An 18,379-nucleotide genomic window follows, 5' to 3' on the forward strand; every position below is an offset into this window, starting at 1 on the left:
TTTATTCACCTCTCTTCCTTGCAAAAGACGTTTGATGTATTGCAAAATGTATCATAATGACAAGATGTCCTGTCATTAGTCCCGCGGTTAGTGCCGGTATGCTCACAAAGTTTTCATACCGAAGCGCGATGACCATTGTTAGAGCCACCGCTGAAAGACAAATTACAGTACCTAAAGATCGAACTTTTTGTTGCTTTAAAACTCGGTCAAAGAAGGTATTTATCTTTCTGTGTAGAATCCATATACAATAAAAGCTAGTTACGGTTCCGAGAATATAACCTGTGAAAATCGTTTTATAGTCGGTAAAAGCCCAACCTAAAACGGATAAAGCAATAATATACAACATATCTCGTACAAAGCGTTTTAATTGTTCTTTTTGCATAACTAGTCCCCTGGTGTAAATTGTTTAACTATTTTGAGCGTGCCATAAATGCCAGTAAAAAGACCTAACAATAAAAATATGATCATAAATACTGGTACTGGCCATTTAAAAAATGAATCAATCCATCTTCCTAGAAAGATTCCGATGAGAATAGAACCGACAAGTTGAGCTAAAATTGAAGACATGAGTGTCATTGCTTTAAGAGGATGTTGATTGTTTTTTTTCATACAAAATCCCTCCATGTCAATTTTTATTCTCAAAAAATTGCCAAAAGTCTTATCATGGTTTATTCTACAACAATTGTGTCCTAAAATCTCTAAACATTGAAAACGTTCACAAATTGTTCACAAAACGTTCAAAAAATTTTAATAACATAGTATTTACATGTAATGAAAACCCTTTTAAACATTCATGTTAAGCATACAATATGTTACAAAAAAGTGTCAATTACCTAAATTAAAAAACTATTAAAAATTACTTACCAATTTTTAGTCTTCTACGTAAATCTTCGCCACATTAACGTATGATTCAGTTGCACTTTCATATTGTTTACGTTTATAGAATATTACAAACTTATAAATACCATTTTTAGGAAATTCCTTTAAAACTAATTCCTTTTTGATAATCCCCCTCTTACTATTTTTCTGTTCATCAATTACTCCTAATAAACGAAATGTTTCTGATTCGAAAACAGCGATCTTGTATTCCTCAACCTTACTTGGTAAATACAATTCATATTTGTAACGATTTTTACCTTTAACTCTTCCGAAGTGAAATCCCATTACTGACGGAAAATTCGGTTCCCCTTGTAGTAATAAAAACGGCATTCTTAACTTCTCTTCATCGTTTGTGTTAAATGTAATCGCACCATCGTAAAAGCCATCCTTTAAAATCTTTGTATTAACTGTAGCGCTTAAAGTTATTTTTTTACTTGTGCGAGCTGGTATTGTAAAAGGCTTTGGTATTACCCATTGTATTCCAGTCGCCTGTTGATTATTTATAGTTGTAATTTGTTTTGGCGCATTTGATTTGTTTGAAATTCTTACGACAAAATCTTTCTTTACTAATCCATCTGTTTTTTTAGTTACTCCGAAAGATAGTGACATTGGAAATAAAGTCGTTTCTGTCTCTAAAGCTTTTTCTATATCTAATCTTCCAGCTCCTTGTTCGTACGCATGATACATCTTTTTATTATTCTTATATAATGGTGTTGCCGTATTAACAAGTACACTTTTTAAATCATCCATACTCCAATCAGGATGCAATTGTTTTAATAAAGCTGCTGCTCCTGCAACATGTGGACTTGCCATACTCGTTCCTTGAAGTGCTAAATAACCGCCTGGAATTGTACTTTTTATTTGTACACCCGGTGCTAACAAATCCGGCTTCATTTGCCAAGTTCCAGTTACAGGTCCTCTAGAGCTAAAATCTGCTAGAACATCTACCTTTTTTTCACTTCCGCTTTTAGCTTCTACCTTGCCTTTTTCGATGATTTTTTTAATCATTAAGCCATCTTTTCTTGAAATAGTAGCTGAAGGAATCGTAAGCTTTCCTTTGATTTGGCCGATGAAATTTCCATCAACATTGTTATAAACAATTACAGCCTTCGCTCCGGCATCTTGAGCATTTTTCACTTTATCAGTAAACGTAAGCTTACCTCTTTCTAATAAGACGATTTTATCTTTAACTCTTTTAAGCTCACTTTTTTCTCCATATTTTTTAAATACGAATCGGCCATTTAACCCTTTACCCCATTTAACCGAGCCAATCATAGGACTAATAATCGTTTCTTTATTTTTCACATGGATTGACGGGAAAAGTACAGGTGGATAGCTCGCACCAACTGTTAAAGCTTTTGATGCTGTAGCAGGTGAACCAACAGTCCATAATCCTGGTCCAGAGTTACCAGCAGCAGTAATTGCTAGCACACCTTTTTCTACAGCTTTATCTAGAGCAATACTCGTAGGCCAATCCGGTCCATTTACATCATTTCCTAATGATAAATTTATAATATCTACCTTATCCTTCACTGCTCGCTCAATCGCTGCCATAACAGTCTCAGAAGTACCAACACCACCTGGACCTAGTGCACGATAAGCATAGATTGTCGCTTTTGGTGCGACGCCTTTTCTTTTCCCATTTGCTGCTATTACGCCGGCTACATGTGTACCGTGAAACGTACTCTTTTCTTCAAGCTTCGTTTCCATCGGATCTTTATCTAAATCGATTGTGTCATATCCTCCGCCGTAGTTCGATCTCAAATCAGGATGTTTGTAATCAACTCCGGTATCAATGATCCCTACTTTAACTCCTTCTCCAGTAATCTTTCTTCCCCTTTTGTCCTTATAAAGCTGAGCTTCGTCGGCTCCTATAAAAGGGATACTATCTTCTAAATGAGCTCTATAAATGGTTACAAAATGCATATCTTGTACTAGTGGCAATTTAGCTAACTGTGATAGCTCTTCAAGAGAACCTGACACAGAAAGGCCATAATAAGTTTCAGTATATTGTTGTCTTATTTTCACATTTGGGAAGCGTTCCTCAATATATTTTAATGCTTGTGTGATCATGCCATCTTTAATTGAAATTAAGGCTATTTGTTTTTGCTCTTCATGTGCATTTACAGCATAATTTTTAAATGGTATTAGCAAAAAAACTAAACAAATCATTATTTTAAGAAAGTAATTTTTCATTCAAGTTTGGTTCTCCTTTATAAAGATATTTTTCTTTTTAGCTTTCTCACTAATCGTCCATTCATGTATATAAAGGTAATTTTCTCTAGAATCTGTAAATTTTTCAAAACCAAAAAAGACTAACTCTAGGTGTAGCATTTAGCTCACCAAAAGTTAGTCTTTTCTTTATGAATTATCATTAATTTTTTAATTCAGGTTGGTTAAATAAGTTAAATCTTTTATTTGTCACAAATGATTTAATTTCATGGATGACAAAATACAGTATAGCAGCACTTAAAACTACAATCCAAACTTTTGAAATCATTGCATCTTGCCAAATTCCTAAAAGCATAAAAAATGCAGGAAGAGTAATTGTAGTCCATGATTGAATCATTGCAACGATTCCTGTATAACGTTCAATTTTCTTTCCTAATACTAATCCAGCAAAGAATAAGTACCATAAATATGCCCACATAACCCATAATAGACCGTTGACAACATCATGGATCATAACGAAATTCACAAATGCCCACAGAACAGACATGATTGAAACCCAAAGAGAAAACCATCCTAATCCCGTTCCGTTAAAGTCTTTTAGGTTTGTAAATCCAACATATAAATAAGTAATACCAAAAAAGAAAATACTCGCAGTATTAAATAATTCCCATTTTCCAGCACCTAAGTGCATTAAAAGGTAAAAAGGAAAAACAACCTGTATTGTACCAACAAATAAATTTAATAAAGCTGCACTTTTGGCATTCGCTTTATTTAATAAAACAAGACTATTTAAAAATAGAGTTGCGCCAGATAAAAGCAAACCTACAGTTCCCATAGTGAAATGTTAAAAAGAAAATTGATCAAGATTAACTTTTTAACTCAACCCTCCTAGATTAAGATTAGAAAAAAAATACAAGCGCCTGATCGAAGTCAAACGCTTGAATTAAATTAATTTAAAACGATACCAACGATAATAGCTGTTAAAACACTTACTAATGTTGCACCAAATAATAATTTTAAGCCGAAACGAGCAACAGCATTACCTTGTTTTTCATGTAATCCTTTAACTGCTCCAGCAATAATACCGATAGATGAGAAGTTAGCAAATGATACAAGGAATACTGAAACAATTCCTAATGTACGAGCTGAGAAGTGTTTACTTGCTTTCCCTAAATCCATCATCGCAACGAACTCATTTGAAACAAGCTTAGTCGCCATAATGCTACCTGCATCAACCGCTTCTTTAAATGGTACACCCATAATAAATGCGAATGGAGCAAAAACATATCCTAAAATACCTTGGAATGAGATTCCAAAAATCATATCAAAAATATTATTGATTGCACCAATTAATGCAACAAAACCAATTAACATTGCTGCAACGATAATCGCTACTTTGAATCCATCTAAAATATACTCGCCTAGCATTTCGAAGAATGTTTGTTTTTCCTCTTCTTGTACAGTTAAGATATCTTCTTCAGGAGTTACAGTGTAAGGATTGATAATTGATGAAATAATAAACCCACCAAATAAGTTTAAGACAATTGCAGTTACTACATATTTTGGTTCAATCATTGTCATATATGCACCTACGATTGACATAGATACAGTTGACATTGCCGATGCACAAAGTGTATATAAACGATTCTTTGGTAAAAGACCAAGTTGTTTTTTAACTGAAATGAATACTTCAGATTGTCCTAAAATTGCAGAAGCTACCGCATTGTAAGATTCTAATTTACCCATTCCATTGATTTTGCTTAAAATTAAACCAATATATTTGATTACGAACGGTAAAATTTTTGTGTATTGTAAAATACCAATTAAAGCAGAAATAAATACGATCGGTAATAATACACCTGTGAAGAAAGGAGCAGCGTTCGCATTGATCATTCCACCGAATACGAAATTCACACCTTCTGCAGCATATTCTAATAACTTTCCAAAGCCGTTTGAAATTCCTTTAATTAAGAATAAACCTACTTCAGTATTTAATAGTACGAAAGCTAAAATGATTTGAATAACGACCATGATTACTAATGGACGATATTTAATCTTTTTACGATCACTACTAGCAACGAAAGCCAGACCGAAAACAACTAGTAGTCCAATAAGAGCTATAATATATTTCATGTTTCTCCCCCGAAAATCCAATAAATTTTATTTTTTAATATAAGCGCTTTCAAAACGAACACAACTTTTATATTTGTTGGATGTCAGACATCATCTAGAAGTTAGATGTCAGACAAGGATTAGCCTTCTAAATCTTTTGAACTAAATGATCCTGGAAGTAATTCCTTAACCGTTGTTTCAGCAACATCGCCTTTTAAGTTAGTTAAGAATACTTTTGTGTTTTCATCGCTAAATTCTGCGATTACTTGTCTACATGCACCACATGGTGAAATTGGACCTTCAGTGTCTCCTACGATCGCGATTGCTTCAATTTTTGCTGAAGTGTTTCCAGCAGCTACTGCACTAAAAATGGCCGTTCTTTCTGCACAATTTGTTAGTCCATAAGAGGCATTTTCAACGTTACAACCTGTGTAAACAGTTTGGTTATTCAATAAAATCGCTGCACCTACTTTAAATTTTGAGTAAGGAGCGTATGCGTTTTCACGAGCCTTTAAAGCTTCACTAATTAATGTTTGTGTATTCATATTTATCACCCTTTAACAATTGTTAGGTAATTCATTTATTAAAGTGTGTGAGTTTTGTCTTCGCTTTACCATATTACCAACGGAAGAGCTAAAGAGCAATAACTCACTCACTTTTTTTTATATTAAAATTATTTAGAAATTAATAAGCTGTGTTTGCTTCTTCACCTTGAACGATTTTAACACCTGAACTTGTACCGATTCGGTTAGCACCAGCAGCCACTACGTTTTCTACATCTTTTAAGTTACGAACACCACCAGAAGCTTTAACACCTACGTTTGCTCCAACAGTTTTACGCATTAATGCAACATCTTCTACTGTTGCTCCACCAGTTGAAAATCCTGTAGAAGTTTTTACAAAGTCAGCACCAGCTTTTACTGATAATTCACATGCTCTAACTTTTTCTTCGTCAGTTAAAAGACAAGTTTCAATAATTACTTTTACTAAAGCTTTACCATTAGCTGCTTCTACAACTGCACGAACATCTCTTTCAACTAATTCATCATTTTTTTCTTTTAATGCAGAAATATTGATAACCATATCAACTTCTCCAGCACCATTTTCAATTGCGTTTTTAGTTTCGAATGCTTTAACTTCTGGAGTATTTGCTCCTAGAGGGAAACCAATTACTGTACAAACCTTTACAGAAGAATCTTTTAATAATTCACTTGCATATGAAACCCAAGTAGGATTAATACAGATAGACGCAAAGCTAAATTCTTTCGCTTCTTTAGCTAATGTTGCAATCTCTTCTCTTTTTGCATCTGCGCGTAATAATGTGTGATCTACTAAACTTGCGTAATTCATATAAATTCGCTCCCTTAATGATTAATTTTTATTTGTTAAAATTTATTTACTAAGAATATGTCTTTACTATAACATCGACGTGAAATTTTGTAAAATGTATTTTGAACTTATGTTCAAGGATAATTTTTCCTGTAATATTAAGATATTCGCCGATTTGCCAAGCCATTTTTACCTAATAATTGGAAACTAGTTCATTTTCCCTTCCCCATTTCCAATTTTTACTTTCTTAATGTGCAAAAAAAAGAAGCCTTTTTTCGGCTTCCTTTTGTTTTCTACTAATTCTTTCTCACTTTATCCTTGCTCTAATAATCGCTTTGCAGTAAATTGATCGGTTATCAATATGTTTGCATATTTCCCCATCAATGCACCGTGAATTGCGTTGATTTTTCTTTCTCCACCCGCAACTAATATCGATTTTTCTTTACTTCTTAGTTCATCTAACGCTATGCCGATTGTACGGCTATCAAGCAGTTTAGAATAAATATTTCCTTCTTTATCAAAAAAGCGAGAGCAAATGTCCCCCACAGCAAATGATTGCAAATCATTTTCTTCTTTTTCATTTAAGTATCCAACTCTAAATAATAGAGCATCTTTTTTTACTGTTCCGACTGTAAAAATAGCGACATTAGATCGTTTACCTAGTTCGATTAAACGGCCAATATGACGATCCCCTTCGACCATTTGCTTTACTTGTGGATTATCAAATATAACTGGCAATGGTAAATATCTTGGAACCGTATTAAATGCTTCAGCAAATAAATTCACTGTTTCAGTTGCATATGTGTTCGTTTTAGAGTAACTTACTCCACCGTTTAGTTGAATAATCTCCACACCTTTTACCGGTTTGTTATTTAGTTTCGTTGCAATATGGTACATAGTAGTCCCCCAAGTTACTCCTACAATATCACCATCATGTACTATATCTACTAATACATCTGCAGCTTTTTTCGTAATTGATTGCAATACCTCGTTATGATCATCAATTGGTGCATAACAAACTTCAACAGACTCTAAATTATATTTTCTTTTTAATTCTCTTGCTAAATCCTGATTACCTTCAAGAGGGTCTATAATTTCAATTCGTACATATCCCAATTCTTTTGCTTGTTGGAGTAATCTTGATACGGTTGGACGAGAGATTCCTAACTTAGTTGCGATCTCTTGTTGACTAAAATCAGAGTCATAATACAATCTTGCTGCATCTATTATTAACCTTTGTTTTTCCAAAGACATTGTTTTAATCCCCTTTAACTTACCGATCCAATTTTCACGCTCAAATTTTAAATTATTATACCCCTTTTAATTAAAAAAAGCTCTCCTATGATTAGGAAAGCTTTTTAAATGCAATTACTTCGTACCAAATAAACGATCTCCAGCATCGCCAAGGCCCGGTACAATATAACCATGATCGTTTAATTTTTCATCAAGAGCAGCTATATAAATATCCACATCAGGGTGTGCTTTTTGAAGGACTTCAACACCTTCTGGAGCAGCAATTAAGCACATAAACTTAATATTTTTCGCACCACGTGTTTTTAAAGAATTAATTGCTTCAACTGCTGAGCCACCTGTTGCTAGCATTGGATCAATCACAATGAAGTCACGTTCTTCAACATCTGTAGGAAGTTTAACATAATATTCAACCGGTTTTAAAGTCTCAGGGTCACGGTATAATCCAACGTGTCCAACTTTCGCTGCAGGAACTAATTGAAGGAAACCATCAACCATTCCTAAACCAGCACGTAAAATTGGTACAATCCCTAATTTTTTACCAGCAATAACTTTCGATTTTGCAATTGCAACTGGTGTTTCAATTTCCACTTCTTGTAATGGTAAATCGCGTGTAATTTCAAATGCCATTAAGCCTGCAACTTCATCAACTAGTGCGCGAAATTCCTTTGTTCCAGTATCTTTCTTACGAATTAAAGAAACTTTATGTTGAATTAACGGATGATCAAAAACGTATACTTTACTCACTTATATCGCTCCTTGCAAATACTTAGTAATTTCTTATTCTTAAAAAGAATACCGAAAGCGGTTAAATAATTCAAGCCACATCTATAATCAAAGTGAATTAATTTATATCTTTTTTTATTGCGACTCAAAATTTTCCTTTTTTTACTAATCTAGTTGCTATTTTTACCCATTTTCATGAAAAAACTCCCCTTCTTTATGAAAAATCTAGCGGAAGGGAAGTTTTTATTTTTTATAAGATTAAGATGCTTTGCTTAAATTATTTGCTGAAACTTTTGAAGAGAAAATTTTTCGATTAATAAATTTGCTAATATAGTGATCTAATCCTAAACGTCCTGCATTTGAACCAGCGATGATAATAAAGATTCCTAATAAAATCATTAGAGGGTTTGTGCTAGTAGTACCACTAAACATGAACGCAAAATTCATCATTAAGCCAAAGAACATTGCTGATTTTGTAAAGCACCCAAGAATTAGTCCAAGTCCTATTGCAAATTCTCCAATTGGCACTAAAAAGTTAAATAGATCAATGTTTGGTAATGCAAAATTTGTAAGGAAGTCTGCCCACCAGCCTTGTACTGCTGGATGCTCCCCTGTCGCGCTTTTTACTGCAAATCCTAAAAATCCTGAAGCATCAAATCCACCAGCTGATAATTTACCCCAGCCTGCATGAATCCACTCATATCCTAAATAAAGACGAATAATAGCTAAAAAACCAGATGCAATTTTATTAGTTCTTAAAAAATTAATAAACATAATTTTTTTGCCTCCGTATAATTTATTTTTTGTTGTTTACATGAGTTATTGTACTCTATTCCAACCAATTATTGTGAACAATTTCACATATTTTAATGAACTTTTTGTGAACTCCTTCACATAACTTTTCAAAAATAAAGCTATCTTTAGTGTACTGCTCATAAGCAGTTCTAAAGATAGCTATTTTATTAATTAAAATGTAGGATATAATTCGTATTTGCTAGATAAAGCATTAACTCGTTTACGAGATGTTTCTAATACTTCTTCATTTTCGTGATCTTTTAAAGTATCAGCAATAATTGATGCGATTTCGTCCATATCTTCTAAAGTAAAGCCTCTTGAAGTTACAGCCGCTGTACCGATACGAATACCACTTGTTACAAATGGGCTTGCTGGATCGAACGGAATTGTATTTTTGTTACATGTAATTCCAACTTCATCTAACACATGTTCAGCAACTTTACCAGTTAACTCTAATGAACGAACGTCAATTAGAATTAAATGATTGTCCGTACCACCAGATACTAAATTTAACCCGTTAGATTTTAATCCTTCTGCTAAACGCGCAGCGTTATCAATGATTGCTTGAGCATAATTTTTAAAATCATCTTGTAAAGCTTCACCAAATGCAACTGCTTTTGCTGCAATTACGTGCATTAATGGTCCACCTTGAATTCCAGGGAAGATTGATTTATCAATCGCTTTTGCGTATTCTTCTTTACATAAAATCATACCACCACGTGGGCCGCGTAAAGTTTTATGAGTCGTTGTTGTCACGAAATCAGCGAATGGAACTGGATTTTGGTGATGACCTGTTGCTACTAAACCAGCAATATGAGCCATATCAACCATTAAGTATGCTCCAACTTCATCTGCAATCTCTCTGAATTTTTTAAAGTCAATTGCTCTTGGATAAGCACTAGCACCAGCTACAATTAATTTTGGCTTGTGTAATTTAGCTTTTTCTAATACATCCTCATAATTGATTACTTGAGATTCTGGATCTACACCATACTCAACAAAGTTATATTGAACCCCACTGAAGTTTACTGGACTTCCGTGAGTTAAATGACCACCATGTGATAAATTCATTCCTAATACTGTATCACCATGTTTTAAAATAGTGAAATAAACTGCCATATTCGCTTGAGCACCTGAATGAGGTTGAACGTTAACATGTTCCGCTCCGAAAATTTCTTTTGCACGGTCTCTTGCAATGTTTTCTACGATGTCTACATATTCACAACCACCATAGTATCGTTTACTTGGGTAACCTTCAGCATATTTATTTGTTAATACTGAACCTTGGGCTTCCATTACTGCTTCGCTTACAAAGTTTTCAGAAGCAATTAATTCGATTTTAGTACGTTGTCTACCTAGTTCTAACTGCATTGCTTCATACAATGATGGATCTTGCTTTTTTAAATTTTCCACGGCTATATCCCCCTTATTGTAAAACACGAACATTATTAGTATAAATTTACTATATTATTCGATAAAACGAACGAATTCCTTTCTATTTTACCATGTTTTGTATTAAAAATAAAAGACATATCTTTCAATTTACTAACATTTAGCTATTCTATTCTATTAAAAAATATTATTTCAAGTCTTCATCTATTGAATAAACTGCACGTGCTCCACCGATTAACTTTGGACGCGTTTTTGCTGCTGTAATATGAGCTTGTCCAACTTGTTTAATACTCGTTCTTAAAGGAACAGCCACATGCTTTAAATGCATTCCGATCAATGTGTCCCCAATATCAATCCCTGCATCAGCTTTAATATGCTCAACAATAACAGCACCCTCTAAATGTCTAAATGCGTACGAAGCAAGGGCACCTCCTGCAGTACGGACTGGTACAACTGTTACCTCATCTAGATGTAAGCTTTTTGCTGTCATTTTTTGAACAACTAGCGCTCTATTTAAATGTTCACAACATTGAAATGCTAATTGTACGCCTGTTTCATCTTGAAAGGCTTTAATTTCATTAAATAAAACCTCTGCTACTTCAATTGTCCCCGATGTGCCAATTCTTTGTCCACTTACTTCACTAGTACTACAACCAATTACTAATACGTGTTCAATTGTAAAATTTACTTCATCATTTAGTTCATTTAACAGTGACTTTATTTGCCTAGCTACTAAGTTTTGCTCTTCATTCATTTCTTTTCCTCCTTTCATTTATATCAAAATCTGATAAGTTCTTATTATTATAAAAAAACCGATAATCTTCACAATCGGTTTTGGATTAACGGCTTTTTTTGTTATTTTATAATTTATGAGTTTTTTCGTATTCTGTAATTTTATTTACTCGGTTTTCATGACGTCCGCCTTCAAATTCAGTCAATAACCAAATTTTCGCAATGTCTCTTGCTAGGCCAGGTCCAATTACTCGTTCTCCCATTGCAAGAATATTTGTATTGTTATGCTGACGAGTTGCTTTTGCACTAAACGTATCGTGTGCCAATGCGCAACGAATTCCCTCTACTTTATTCGCAGCAATTGACATTCCAATGCCTGTTCCACAAATTAAAATTCCTCGATCCACTTCTCCACTTACTACTTTTTGAGCTACTGGAAATGCGTAATCTGGGTAGTCTACAGATGTACCACATTCGCAACCATAATCTTCGTATTGAATGCCCATTTCATCCATTAAATTCATAATTTCTTGACGTATGTTTACTCCACCGTGATCAGATGCTATTGCTACTTTCATTAGATAACCCCCATATTGACATCATTGTGTAATTTTTTATGTATGACTTGTCTTCCATTTTCTATCTTACACTATTATGTTCATATTGAGGGAATCTAATTAACAACCTTTCATCAAATAAATTATGATTAGTTTGCATTTTGAACGATTTGTTTTACTAATTCTTCTAATTCGTTCAATGTATGTTCATAAATTGGTAATGATCCTCCGTATGGATCAGAAATATCTATACTCTGACCATTTATAAATTCATAAAATGTAAATATTTTATCCTTATACTGAGGGAAGTTAGTAATTAGCATTTGTTTATGGCTCGATGTCATTGATAGGACATTCGAAGACCATTCTAATAGTTCATCATTTACCTGCTGGGACGAATGATTCGCATCAATCCCTTTATTCTTTAACGCCAATATTGCATTTTGAGACGCAGGAATACCTGGCATTGCATAGACACCTGCAGATTTGACTTGAAAAAACTCATTACCATGGTGCCTTAGCAGCGCTTCTGCCATTGGGCTTCTACATGTGTTTCCAGTACAAACAAATAATATATTTTTCATTTCTATACCTCACCTTCATTGATCGGAACATTTTATTTAATTCATTTTACTAAAAAATAAAAGGATGGGGCAATTGTCTCCATCCTTAACGTTTTATAACTTATGTATCTATTAAGAAAAAAATAGTAGCTTAATACCGAAAATTAGCAAGAATGAACCACCTAATAGTTCCCCAAATTTACCAAGTTCTTGCTCTACTCTTCGTCCTAAAAATAAACCAGCCCAAGTTAAAATTGTACTAATAATACCAAATAAAATAATCGTTAGCCAAGTTTTTGCACCAAATGTACCTAAACTAATTCCGACCGAAAAGCTGTCTACACTCACACTAAACGCAAAAATTAATAAACCGAATCCACTAGGTGAGTACTTATTTTCCTCTTTTCCAAACAATGTAGAATAAATCATATGGAAGCCTATTCCTAGTAATAACACTCCACCGAGTAATACAGCGTACCGCCCAAATTTATCTGATAGCTCATAACCTATGATCATTCCTAATAAGGGCATTATTACATGAAACAGCCCGATTACAATACCAATATTTATGATCTGTTTAAATTTAAGTTGTATGACACCCATCCCTAATCCAACTGAGAATGCATCTAAACCTAGCGCAGATCCCATAATTGTTAATGTAATCATTTCATCGATTAATGAGCTACTCATGCTTTCCCCCCTAGGACTTGCTATTAAAAGATATGCACGTCCTACAATTCATATGAGGGAAATTAATAAATTTTAATAATAGGTGTGTGGGGTTCAATTTCGTAAAAGGCGAACAAAGTGTGGACTTTGTTGATATAGTTGTGAACTTTGTTGATATAGTGATGATTTTTGTTGATATAATAGTAAATTTCGTTGATATCGTAGCGAACTCCTTTGATATAGTGTTGAAATCCTTCTCTGAACTTAACACTGATGGTTTTTTTGCGTTATTTATGGTTTTACTAGACTATATTTTGGCATTCGGTTGTTTTTCAATCAATTTTATTGGTTTTTCTTCTATTCTTTTATTCTTTCACTCGATATCTTCATGATTCTTTCTCTTATTTGTAGTTTTATTGATTTTTATTGCAGTTTTAGCTTTTTTATTTGCACTTCCTCTGATTTATTTGCATTTTCAGCTTTTTTATTTGCACTTCCTCTAACTTATTTGCAGTTTTAGCTTTTTTATTTGCACTTCCTCTAACTTATTTGCAGTTTTAGCTTTTTTATTTACACTTCCTCTAACAGCAAAAAAAAATAATAGAAGCCCCAAGGAGCTTCTATTATTTTTCCTGCACTACCGAGTGTCCACAAGCTTTCCACAATCGATTCATGATTGCAATTCCGATTCCTTCGTACGGGAAGGTTTCACAGTAAATAATATCTACATGTTCATCGTTAAATTTACGAATGCAATCGTATAGTGATGCTGCTACGGTTGATAGCTCATTACGCTTTCCGCACGCGAGTACAACGTCGGCTTCATATTGTGTTATGTTTTCTTCCGTTGTTAAGATCCCGACTCTTTTTCCTTCTTTTTTGGAAATGTGTATAAGCTTGTGCATAAACTCAATGCTTCCATTTACAAGATGCATTTGAGCGTCTGGGGCATAGTGCTTATATTTCATTCCAGGAGATTTTGGCGCTTCGTTTTCTTTCATAGTTGATGGATCTACTTCTACTGTTGATATGATTTCTTTAATCATTTCTGGCGTAACGCTGCCTGGTCTTAATATCGTAAATATCTCTTGAGAGCAGTCGATCACAGTTGATTCTACCCCTACTCCTGTGCTACCACCATCGACGATCCCTACGATTCGTCCGTTTAAATCTTCAAATACATGTTTTGCAGAAGTAGGACTAGGTTTTCCTGATGTATTTGCACTTGGTGCAGCTATTGGTAAATTACATGATTCAATTAATGCTAAAGCGACTGGGTGATCTGGCATTCTTACACCAACTGTGGATAAACCTGCCGTTACATATTTTGAGACATTTTTTTTGCTTTTTAATATTAAAGTTAATGGGCCTGGCCAAAAGGCATCCATTAATTTTTTTGCATCTGCTGGAATTTCTTCTACTAGACTGTCTAATTGCTCTTCGTTAGCAATGTGTACAATAAGTGGATTATCACTTGGTCTACCTTTAGCCTCGAAAATTCGTTGGACTGCCTCATCTGATAGAGCATTCGCTCCTAGTCCATAAACTGTTTCTGTCGGAAATGCGACAACTTGACCTAACTGTAAATTTTTAGCTGCATCCACAATCTGTGGGTAAACTTCTACTTTATTCACAGGATTATCCACATACCATATTTTAGTTTCCATCCGTAGCACCTCTCTTTAGAGTGAATAATAGTGTATATTTTACAAATTTAGACATGATCCAAAGAATGAAAAGCAAGTTTTATCCACAAATTGTGGACAAAACTTGCTAATTTGTGGATAACTTTGTGTATAGTTCTTTTTGGTAAACTAACACTTCTTCATTTGTAATAGTAGTTTGATAATGATTCATTTCTTTAATACTGTCCGACACATCATCCCTGTCCACCTGCCCGAAACCAAGTAAAAGGAATAAGTCTTGAACAACATGCTGCCTTGTTAATAAATATACTTTATTAATCATTTCCTCTTTTAGTTTATCAAGAACACTTTGTAAAAAGAGTACCATATGCTGTGAATAAATGGTAGGCGCAACTACTAGTGATCTTAATAATGCTTCTTCTCCATCTTGTTCATACCCAATAACTGCTTCTGCTTTCCCGAAGTCATCTTCCATTATGAAAAAAGATTCTTGTTGTTCCTCTAGCCCGTTTGTAGATAATCCTGCTTGTCCTAGAAATGAAAAAATTGTTTCGAAATCTTCTTGAATAGCTGATCTTATTTTCATAAAAAAACCTCCCTAATATGCTTGTAATACTTTATGCACATAGGGAGATTGCTAGAACTAAAATAAGTTTTTAAACATTTGAACGAAGAAGCTTTCAACTTTTATATCGCTTTTTGGCTCATCAGTAGGCAGCGTAGATGCTGCAACAGCTTCACTGCTATTAGATTCAGCATCATCTTCAATTTGTAAATCATTACTATGTTTAAATGAACTATCATCATTACTTAAACGAGTTATATCATCATTCTTTGTAGGTTCGTTTTTAGGCTCATCTTCTATTTTCGTTTCTTTATCAACTTTTTGTTGAGCTTGAAGTGCATCTTTGTTTAATGTTGCATCACCATTTGAAAAATCTAGAAAGCATAAAGGCGGGAACAATACGCACCACCAGTTCGCTCCTTGACCTGCACCAAGTCTAATTAGTACAGCTTCGTAATCTCCAGCAGGATATAAGAAACTTCCATATAATTTTGTAGGGAATTTAACTTTTTTAGAGAAAGTAATTGTAAATGATTGATTAGAGCCTTCTTCTTTAATAACGCGTGCAACTGTTTTTTGTAAGTCTGGAATATGGCTTTTAATAACCTTTTGTCCCTCTTCGAAGCTTGTTAAATCTTTTACCCAAGTGCTAATTTGAGCATTAACTTCGTCTCTTACTTTACGCTTAAGAGCTTGGTCTTCACTAGAATCACTATTTGCTAGTATTCTTAATCTTACAGCTTTCTTCGGAATTACGACCATTTCATTGCCTTTCGCATTTGTATCTCGAAGTGGCATTAATACCGATGAGCTGATCAATAATATGATAAATAAAGAAATAATTCTATATGTTAGTTTTGTTTTATTTTTAGTTTTCATTCTCTCCACCATCCCTCTAGGAACAGTGTAGACAAATTATAAGTTTCTTAAACACTAGTATTCTATTTTTTCTGTTGATAAGTATACCGACGATTTCCATTACAGCATGGCCACTTCCCATGGGACTAAGCATTCGCGCATCTCTCTTAGGAGTCGAACTATACTCGATCGTTAAAGAAAGTCTTTTCTAGAACTCTCTCATTTCGTAAAATAGAAGACTTTGAATGGCTACGGTCATTGTATTTTAAACAAGTGCTTTCTTTATATAATCCATATAGAGCGTAACAATATCAATATCAGATACTGTATATAATGTTCTACTGCCTACTACATCTTCAATTTCATTTAAGATTAGTTGATTATCTACATCGAACATGAAGTCAATTCCAACGAAGTCGAAATCAAAGTGGTCTACTATTTTTTGAATGAGTTCTTTTTCAGTTTGGGAAAGTTCATATAGTATCGCACCTCCACCTAATGAATAATTAGCTCGAAAGTCCTTTTCTGAATATCTTAAAACAGCTGCTATAATCTCTTTGCCGATAATAAAAACTCTTAAATCCTTGCCTAATTGCTCTGCAACACTTTGAATTAATAATTCATCGAAATTTGAGTTCTGTACTGTCTCCAAAAGTTCTTCTTGGTCATTGATAAGAAATACTTCACTGCCGCCTCTTCCTGTGCAATTTTTAAGTACACAAGGGAACTGAATTGTGTCGATTGCTTTTGCAATTGTACTTTTTTTACAATAAAGAGTGTCTAGCATAGGAATTCCTAAGTTAGCAAGCTTCTGATGAGTTAAAAACTTGTGATTGGCCATTGATGAAATGGCATGGTTATTAAAAACTCTAATTCCCATTTCTTCAAAGTGGGAGGATAGTATTTGTGATATTGCTCTCATTATAATAAAAGCCGGCTTACTTATTTCTTTACCTTGGTAGAAAAGTACATTCACACCATTTCGAATACCAATTACAAGATCTTCCGTATAAAGTAACTTTAGTTCAAATCCATTTTCCATTGCTCCACTTATTAACCAGTCGATATACGATTTATTTCGATCTGCATCCGCTTCTGAATAGATTAACCAGCCAATCATATACTTTTCTCCAAGTCTTCAATAATATAATCGATTATATATTTGGTCGTATCCACATCTGTACATAAATAAATATTTTTAAAATGCGCATTTGAGTTCACTTCACATAAATATGTTTTTCCGTCTTCGCCAAATAATAAGTCAATTCCAGCAAAATCAGCTTTTAAAATTTCAGAGCATTTTAGTGCTAGGTTAATCTGCTCCTCTGTCGGCTCAAATTTGTACATTTTTCCACCGTTAGTAACGTTCGCACGGAAATCTGATTCTGATTTTCTTAGCACAGACGTTACTACTTGATTTCCTACTACTTGAATACGAATGTCAGTCCCTCTACTTGACTCTATGAATTCCTGGTAAATATGAGGTACATGTTTAAGCTCTTCTACCTTTATGAAAAAATCTTCTCTGTTCTCAACTAAATAAACTTGTCTACCAAATGAACCAAATGATTCTTTTATTATTAATGGGAAACCTAGTTCCTTGATTACTTCTTCATAAAAATCAAAATTTGTTAAATCACAATTCGGAAATAAGAGTGGTGCAGTAATCGTTTTTGGCATCGGGATATCGAAGTTTGATAATTCCTGAAAAGTTAAAGCTTTATCATCGCAGACTTCGATGGTCTTAGCGGAATTATATAATTTAAGTCCCATATTTTCTAAATGCCTAGCTAAATGAACATCCTTGTCCCAAAAGATAACAAAATCAGGCTTTTGGCTCGCGTATTTCCCTTTTAAAATTGCTTGACCTTTTTCGATTACGGGAACGAGTTCATAATGTTTAACTAACGTGACATCAATGCCTTTAGCAGTTGCAGTATCTCGTAACCATTCGAAAAGTTCGGTAAATTTTGTAGCTGTAATATGACCATTAAACACAATCCAACCATTAAACTTTTTCATTCTACTATCTTCTTTCATTAAGTTTTTTTGATTAAAATTCCTTATCTTTTTCAACTTTATCATATTAAAAAAGAATCGCAATACATTGATTTTTTACAGTTCAATGTACTA

20 protein-coding genes are annotated in these 18,379 nt (G+C 33.8%); all 20 read right to left on the minus strand.

Going from position 1 to position 18,379, the window contains the following annotated elements; all coding sequences use genetic code 11:
* Position 1 precedes the first annotated feature (1 nt).
* Entirely contained in the window at positions 2 to 382 is a 381-nt protein-coding gene (locus CN692_RS09620; protein ID WP_098118933.1) for an ATP synthase subunit I, read from the minus strand.
* 2 nt (positions 383 to 384) lie between these two features.
* Positions 385 to 609, minus strand: coding sequence for an AtpZ/AtpI family protein (locus CN692_RS09625; protein WP_098118934.1), 225 nt, complete (start codon positions 607 to 609; stop codon positions 385 to 387).
* Positions 610 to 870: 261 nt separating this feature from the next.
* Positions 871 to 3,075 (minus strand): S8 family serine peptidase, encoded by a 2,205-nt coding sequence (locus tag CN692_RS27010; protein WP_098118935.1) that lies wholly within the window; start codon positions 3,073 to 3,075, stop codon positions 871 to 873.
* A gap of 178 nt (positions 3,076 to 3,253) precedes the next feature.
* Complete coding sequence (locus tag CN692_RS09635; RefSeq protein WP_098118936.1) at positions 3,254 to 3,886, minus strand: AmiS/UreI family transporter; 633 nt, start codon at positions 3,884 to 3,886, stop codon at positions 3,254 to 3,256.
* A 113-nt stretch (positions 3,887 to 3,999) separates the two neighbouring features.
* Complete coding sequence (locus CN692_RS09640; protein WP_098118937.1) at positions 4,000 to 5,184, minus strand: NupC/NupG family nucleoside CNT transporter; 1,185 nt, start codon at positions 5,182 to 5,184, stop codon at positions 4,000 to 4,002.
* Between the two features lie 119 nt (positions 5,185 to 5,303).
* Complete coding sequence (locus tag CN692_RS09645; protein ID WP_098118938.1) at positions 5,304 to 5,708, minus strand: cytidine deaminase; 405 nt, start codon at positions 5,706 to 5,708, stop codon at positions 5,304 to 5,306.
* Between the two features lie 139 nt (positions 5,709 to 5,847).
* Positions 5,848 to 6,513, minus strand: a complete 666-nt coding sequence (gene deoC / locus CN692_RS09650) for a deoxyribose-phosphate aldolase (RefSeq protein WP_098118939.1) — start codon at positions 6,511 to 6,513, stop codon at positions 5,848 to 5,850.
* A gap of 291 nt (positions 6,514 to 6,804) precedes the next feature.
* Positions 6,805 to 7,746 carry a sugar-binding transcriptional regulator gene (locus CN692_RS09655; protein WP_098118940.1) on the minus strand — a complete coding sequence of 314 codons (942 nt, stop codon included), beginning with the start codon at positions 7,744 to 7,746 and terminating at the stop codon, positions 6,805 to 6,807.
* Positions 7,747 to 7,860: 114 nt separating this feature from the next.
* The gene (gene upp / locus CN692_RS09660; RefSeq protein ID WP_025568588.1) at positions 7,861 to 8,490 is read right to left on the minus strand and encodes a uracil phosphoribosyltransferase; all 630 of its coding nucleotides are present in this window, start codon (positions 8,488 to 8,490) and stop codon (positions 7,861 to 7,863) included.
* 237 nt (positions 8,491 to 8,727) lie between these two features.
* Positions 8,728 to 9,243 (minus strand): DoxX family protein, encoded by a 516-nt coding sequence (locus CN692_RS09665; protein WP_098118941.1) that lies wholly within the window; start codon positions 9,241 to 9,243, stop codon positions 8,728 to 8,730.
* A gap of 192 nt (positions 9,244 to 9,435) precedes the next feature.
* On the minus strand, positions 9,436 to 10,677 hold the full coding sequence (gene glyA / locus CN692_RS09670) for a serine hydroxymethyltransferase (RefSeq protein ID WP_142317514.1): 1,242 nt from the start codon (positions 10,675 to 10,677) through the stop codon (positions 9,436 to 9,438).
* Between the two features lie 166 nt (positions 10,678 to 10,843).
* Positions 10,844 to 11,428, minus strand: a complete 585-nt coding sequence (locus CN692_RS09675) for a TIGR01440 family protein (RefSeq protein ID WP_373605027.1) — start codon at positions 11,426 to 11,428, stop codon at positions 10,844 to 10,846.
* 88 nt (positions 11,429 to 11,516) lie between these two features.
* Entirely contained in the window at positions 11,517 to 11,966 is a 450-nt protein-coding gene (gene rpiB / locus CN692_RS09680) for a ribose 5-phosphate isomerase B (RefSeq protein ID WP_098118944.1), read from the minus strand.
* Positions 11,967 to 12,094: 128 nt separating this feature from the next.
* A complete protein-coding gene (locus CN692_RS09685) occupies positions 12,095 to 12,529 on the minus strand; it encodes a low molecular weight protein arginine phosphatase (RefSeq protein WP_098118945.1) in 435 nt (144 codons plus the stop codon).
* A gap of 111 nt (positions 12,530 to 12,640) precedes the next feature.
* Positions 12,641 to 13,198: a manganese efflux pump MntP gene (locus CN692_RS09690; protein WP_098118946.1), complete on the minus strand. Its 558-nt coding sequence runs from the start codon at positions 13,196 to 13,198 to the stop codon at positions 12,641 to 12,643.
* Positions 13,199 to 13,800: 602 nt separating this feature from the next.
* A complete protein-coding gene (locus CN692_RS09700) occupies positions 13,801 to 14,844 on the minus strand; it encodes an L-threonylcarbamoyladenylate synthase (RefSeq protein ID WP_098118948.1) in 1,044 nt (347 codons plus the stop codon).
* A 106-nt stretch (positions 14,845 to 14,950) separates the two neighbouring features.
* Positions 14,951 to 15,409 (minus strand): GNAT family N-acetyltransferase, encoded by a 459-nt coding sequence (locus tag CN692_RS09705; protein ID WP_098118949.1) that lies wholly within the window; start codon positions 15,407 to 15,409, stop codon positions 14,951 to 14,953.
* A 57-nt stretch (positions 15,410 to 15,466) separates the two neighbouring features.
* Positions 15,467 to 16,267, minus strand: a complete 801-nt coding sequence (gene spoIIR / locus CN692_RS09710) for a stage II sporulation protein R (protein ID WP_098118950.1) — start codon at positions 16,265 to 16,267, stop codon at positions 15,467 to 15,469.
* A gap of 244 nt (positions 16,268 to 16,511) precedes the next feature.
* Positions 16,512 to 17,366 carry an ATP-grasp domain-containing protein gene (locus CN692_RS09715; RefSeq protein ID WP_098118951.1) on the minus strand — a complete coding sequence of 285 codons (855 nt, stop codon included), beginning with the start codon at positions 17,364 to 17,366 and terminating at the stop codon, positions 16,512 to 16,514.
* Positions 17,363 to 18,268, minus strand: coding sequence for an ATP-grasp domain-containing protein (locus CN692_RS09720; RefSeq protein ID WP_098118952.1), 906 nt, complete (start codon positions 18,266 to 18,268; stop codon positions 17,363 to 17,365). Before CN692_RS09720 ends, CN692_RS09715 begins: the two co-directional genes overlap by 4 nt.
* Positions 18,269 to 18,379: the final 111 nt, after the last annotated feature.

The sequence above is a fragment of the Bacillus sp. AFS002410 genome (assembly GCF_002556365.1).
Classification (GTDB): Bacteria; Bacillota; Bacilli; order Bacillales; family Bacillaceae_G; genus Gottfriedia.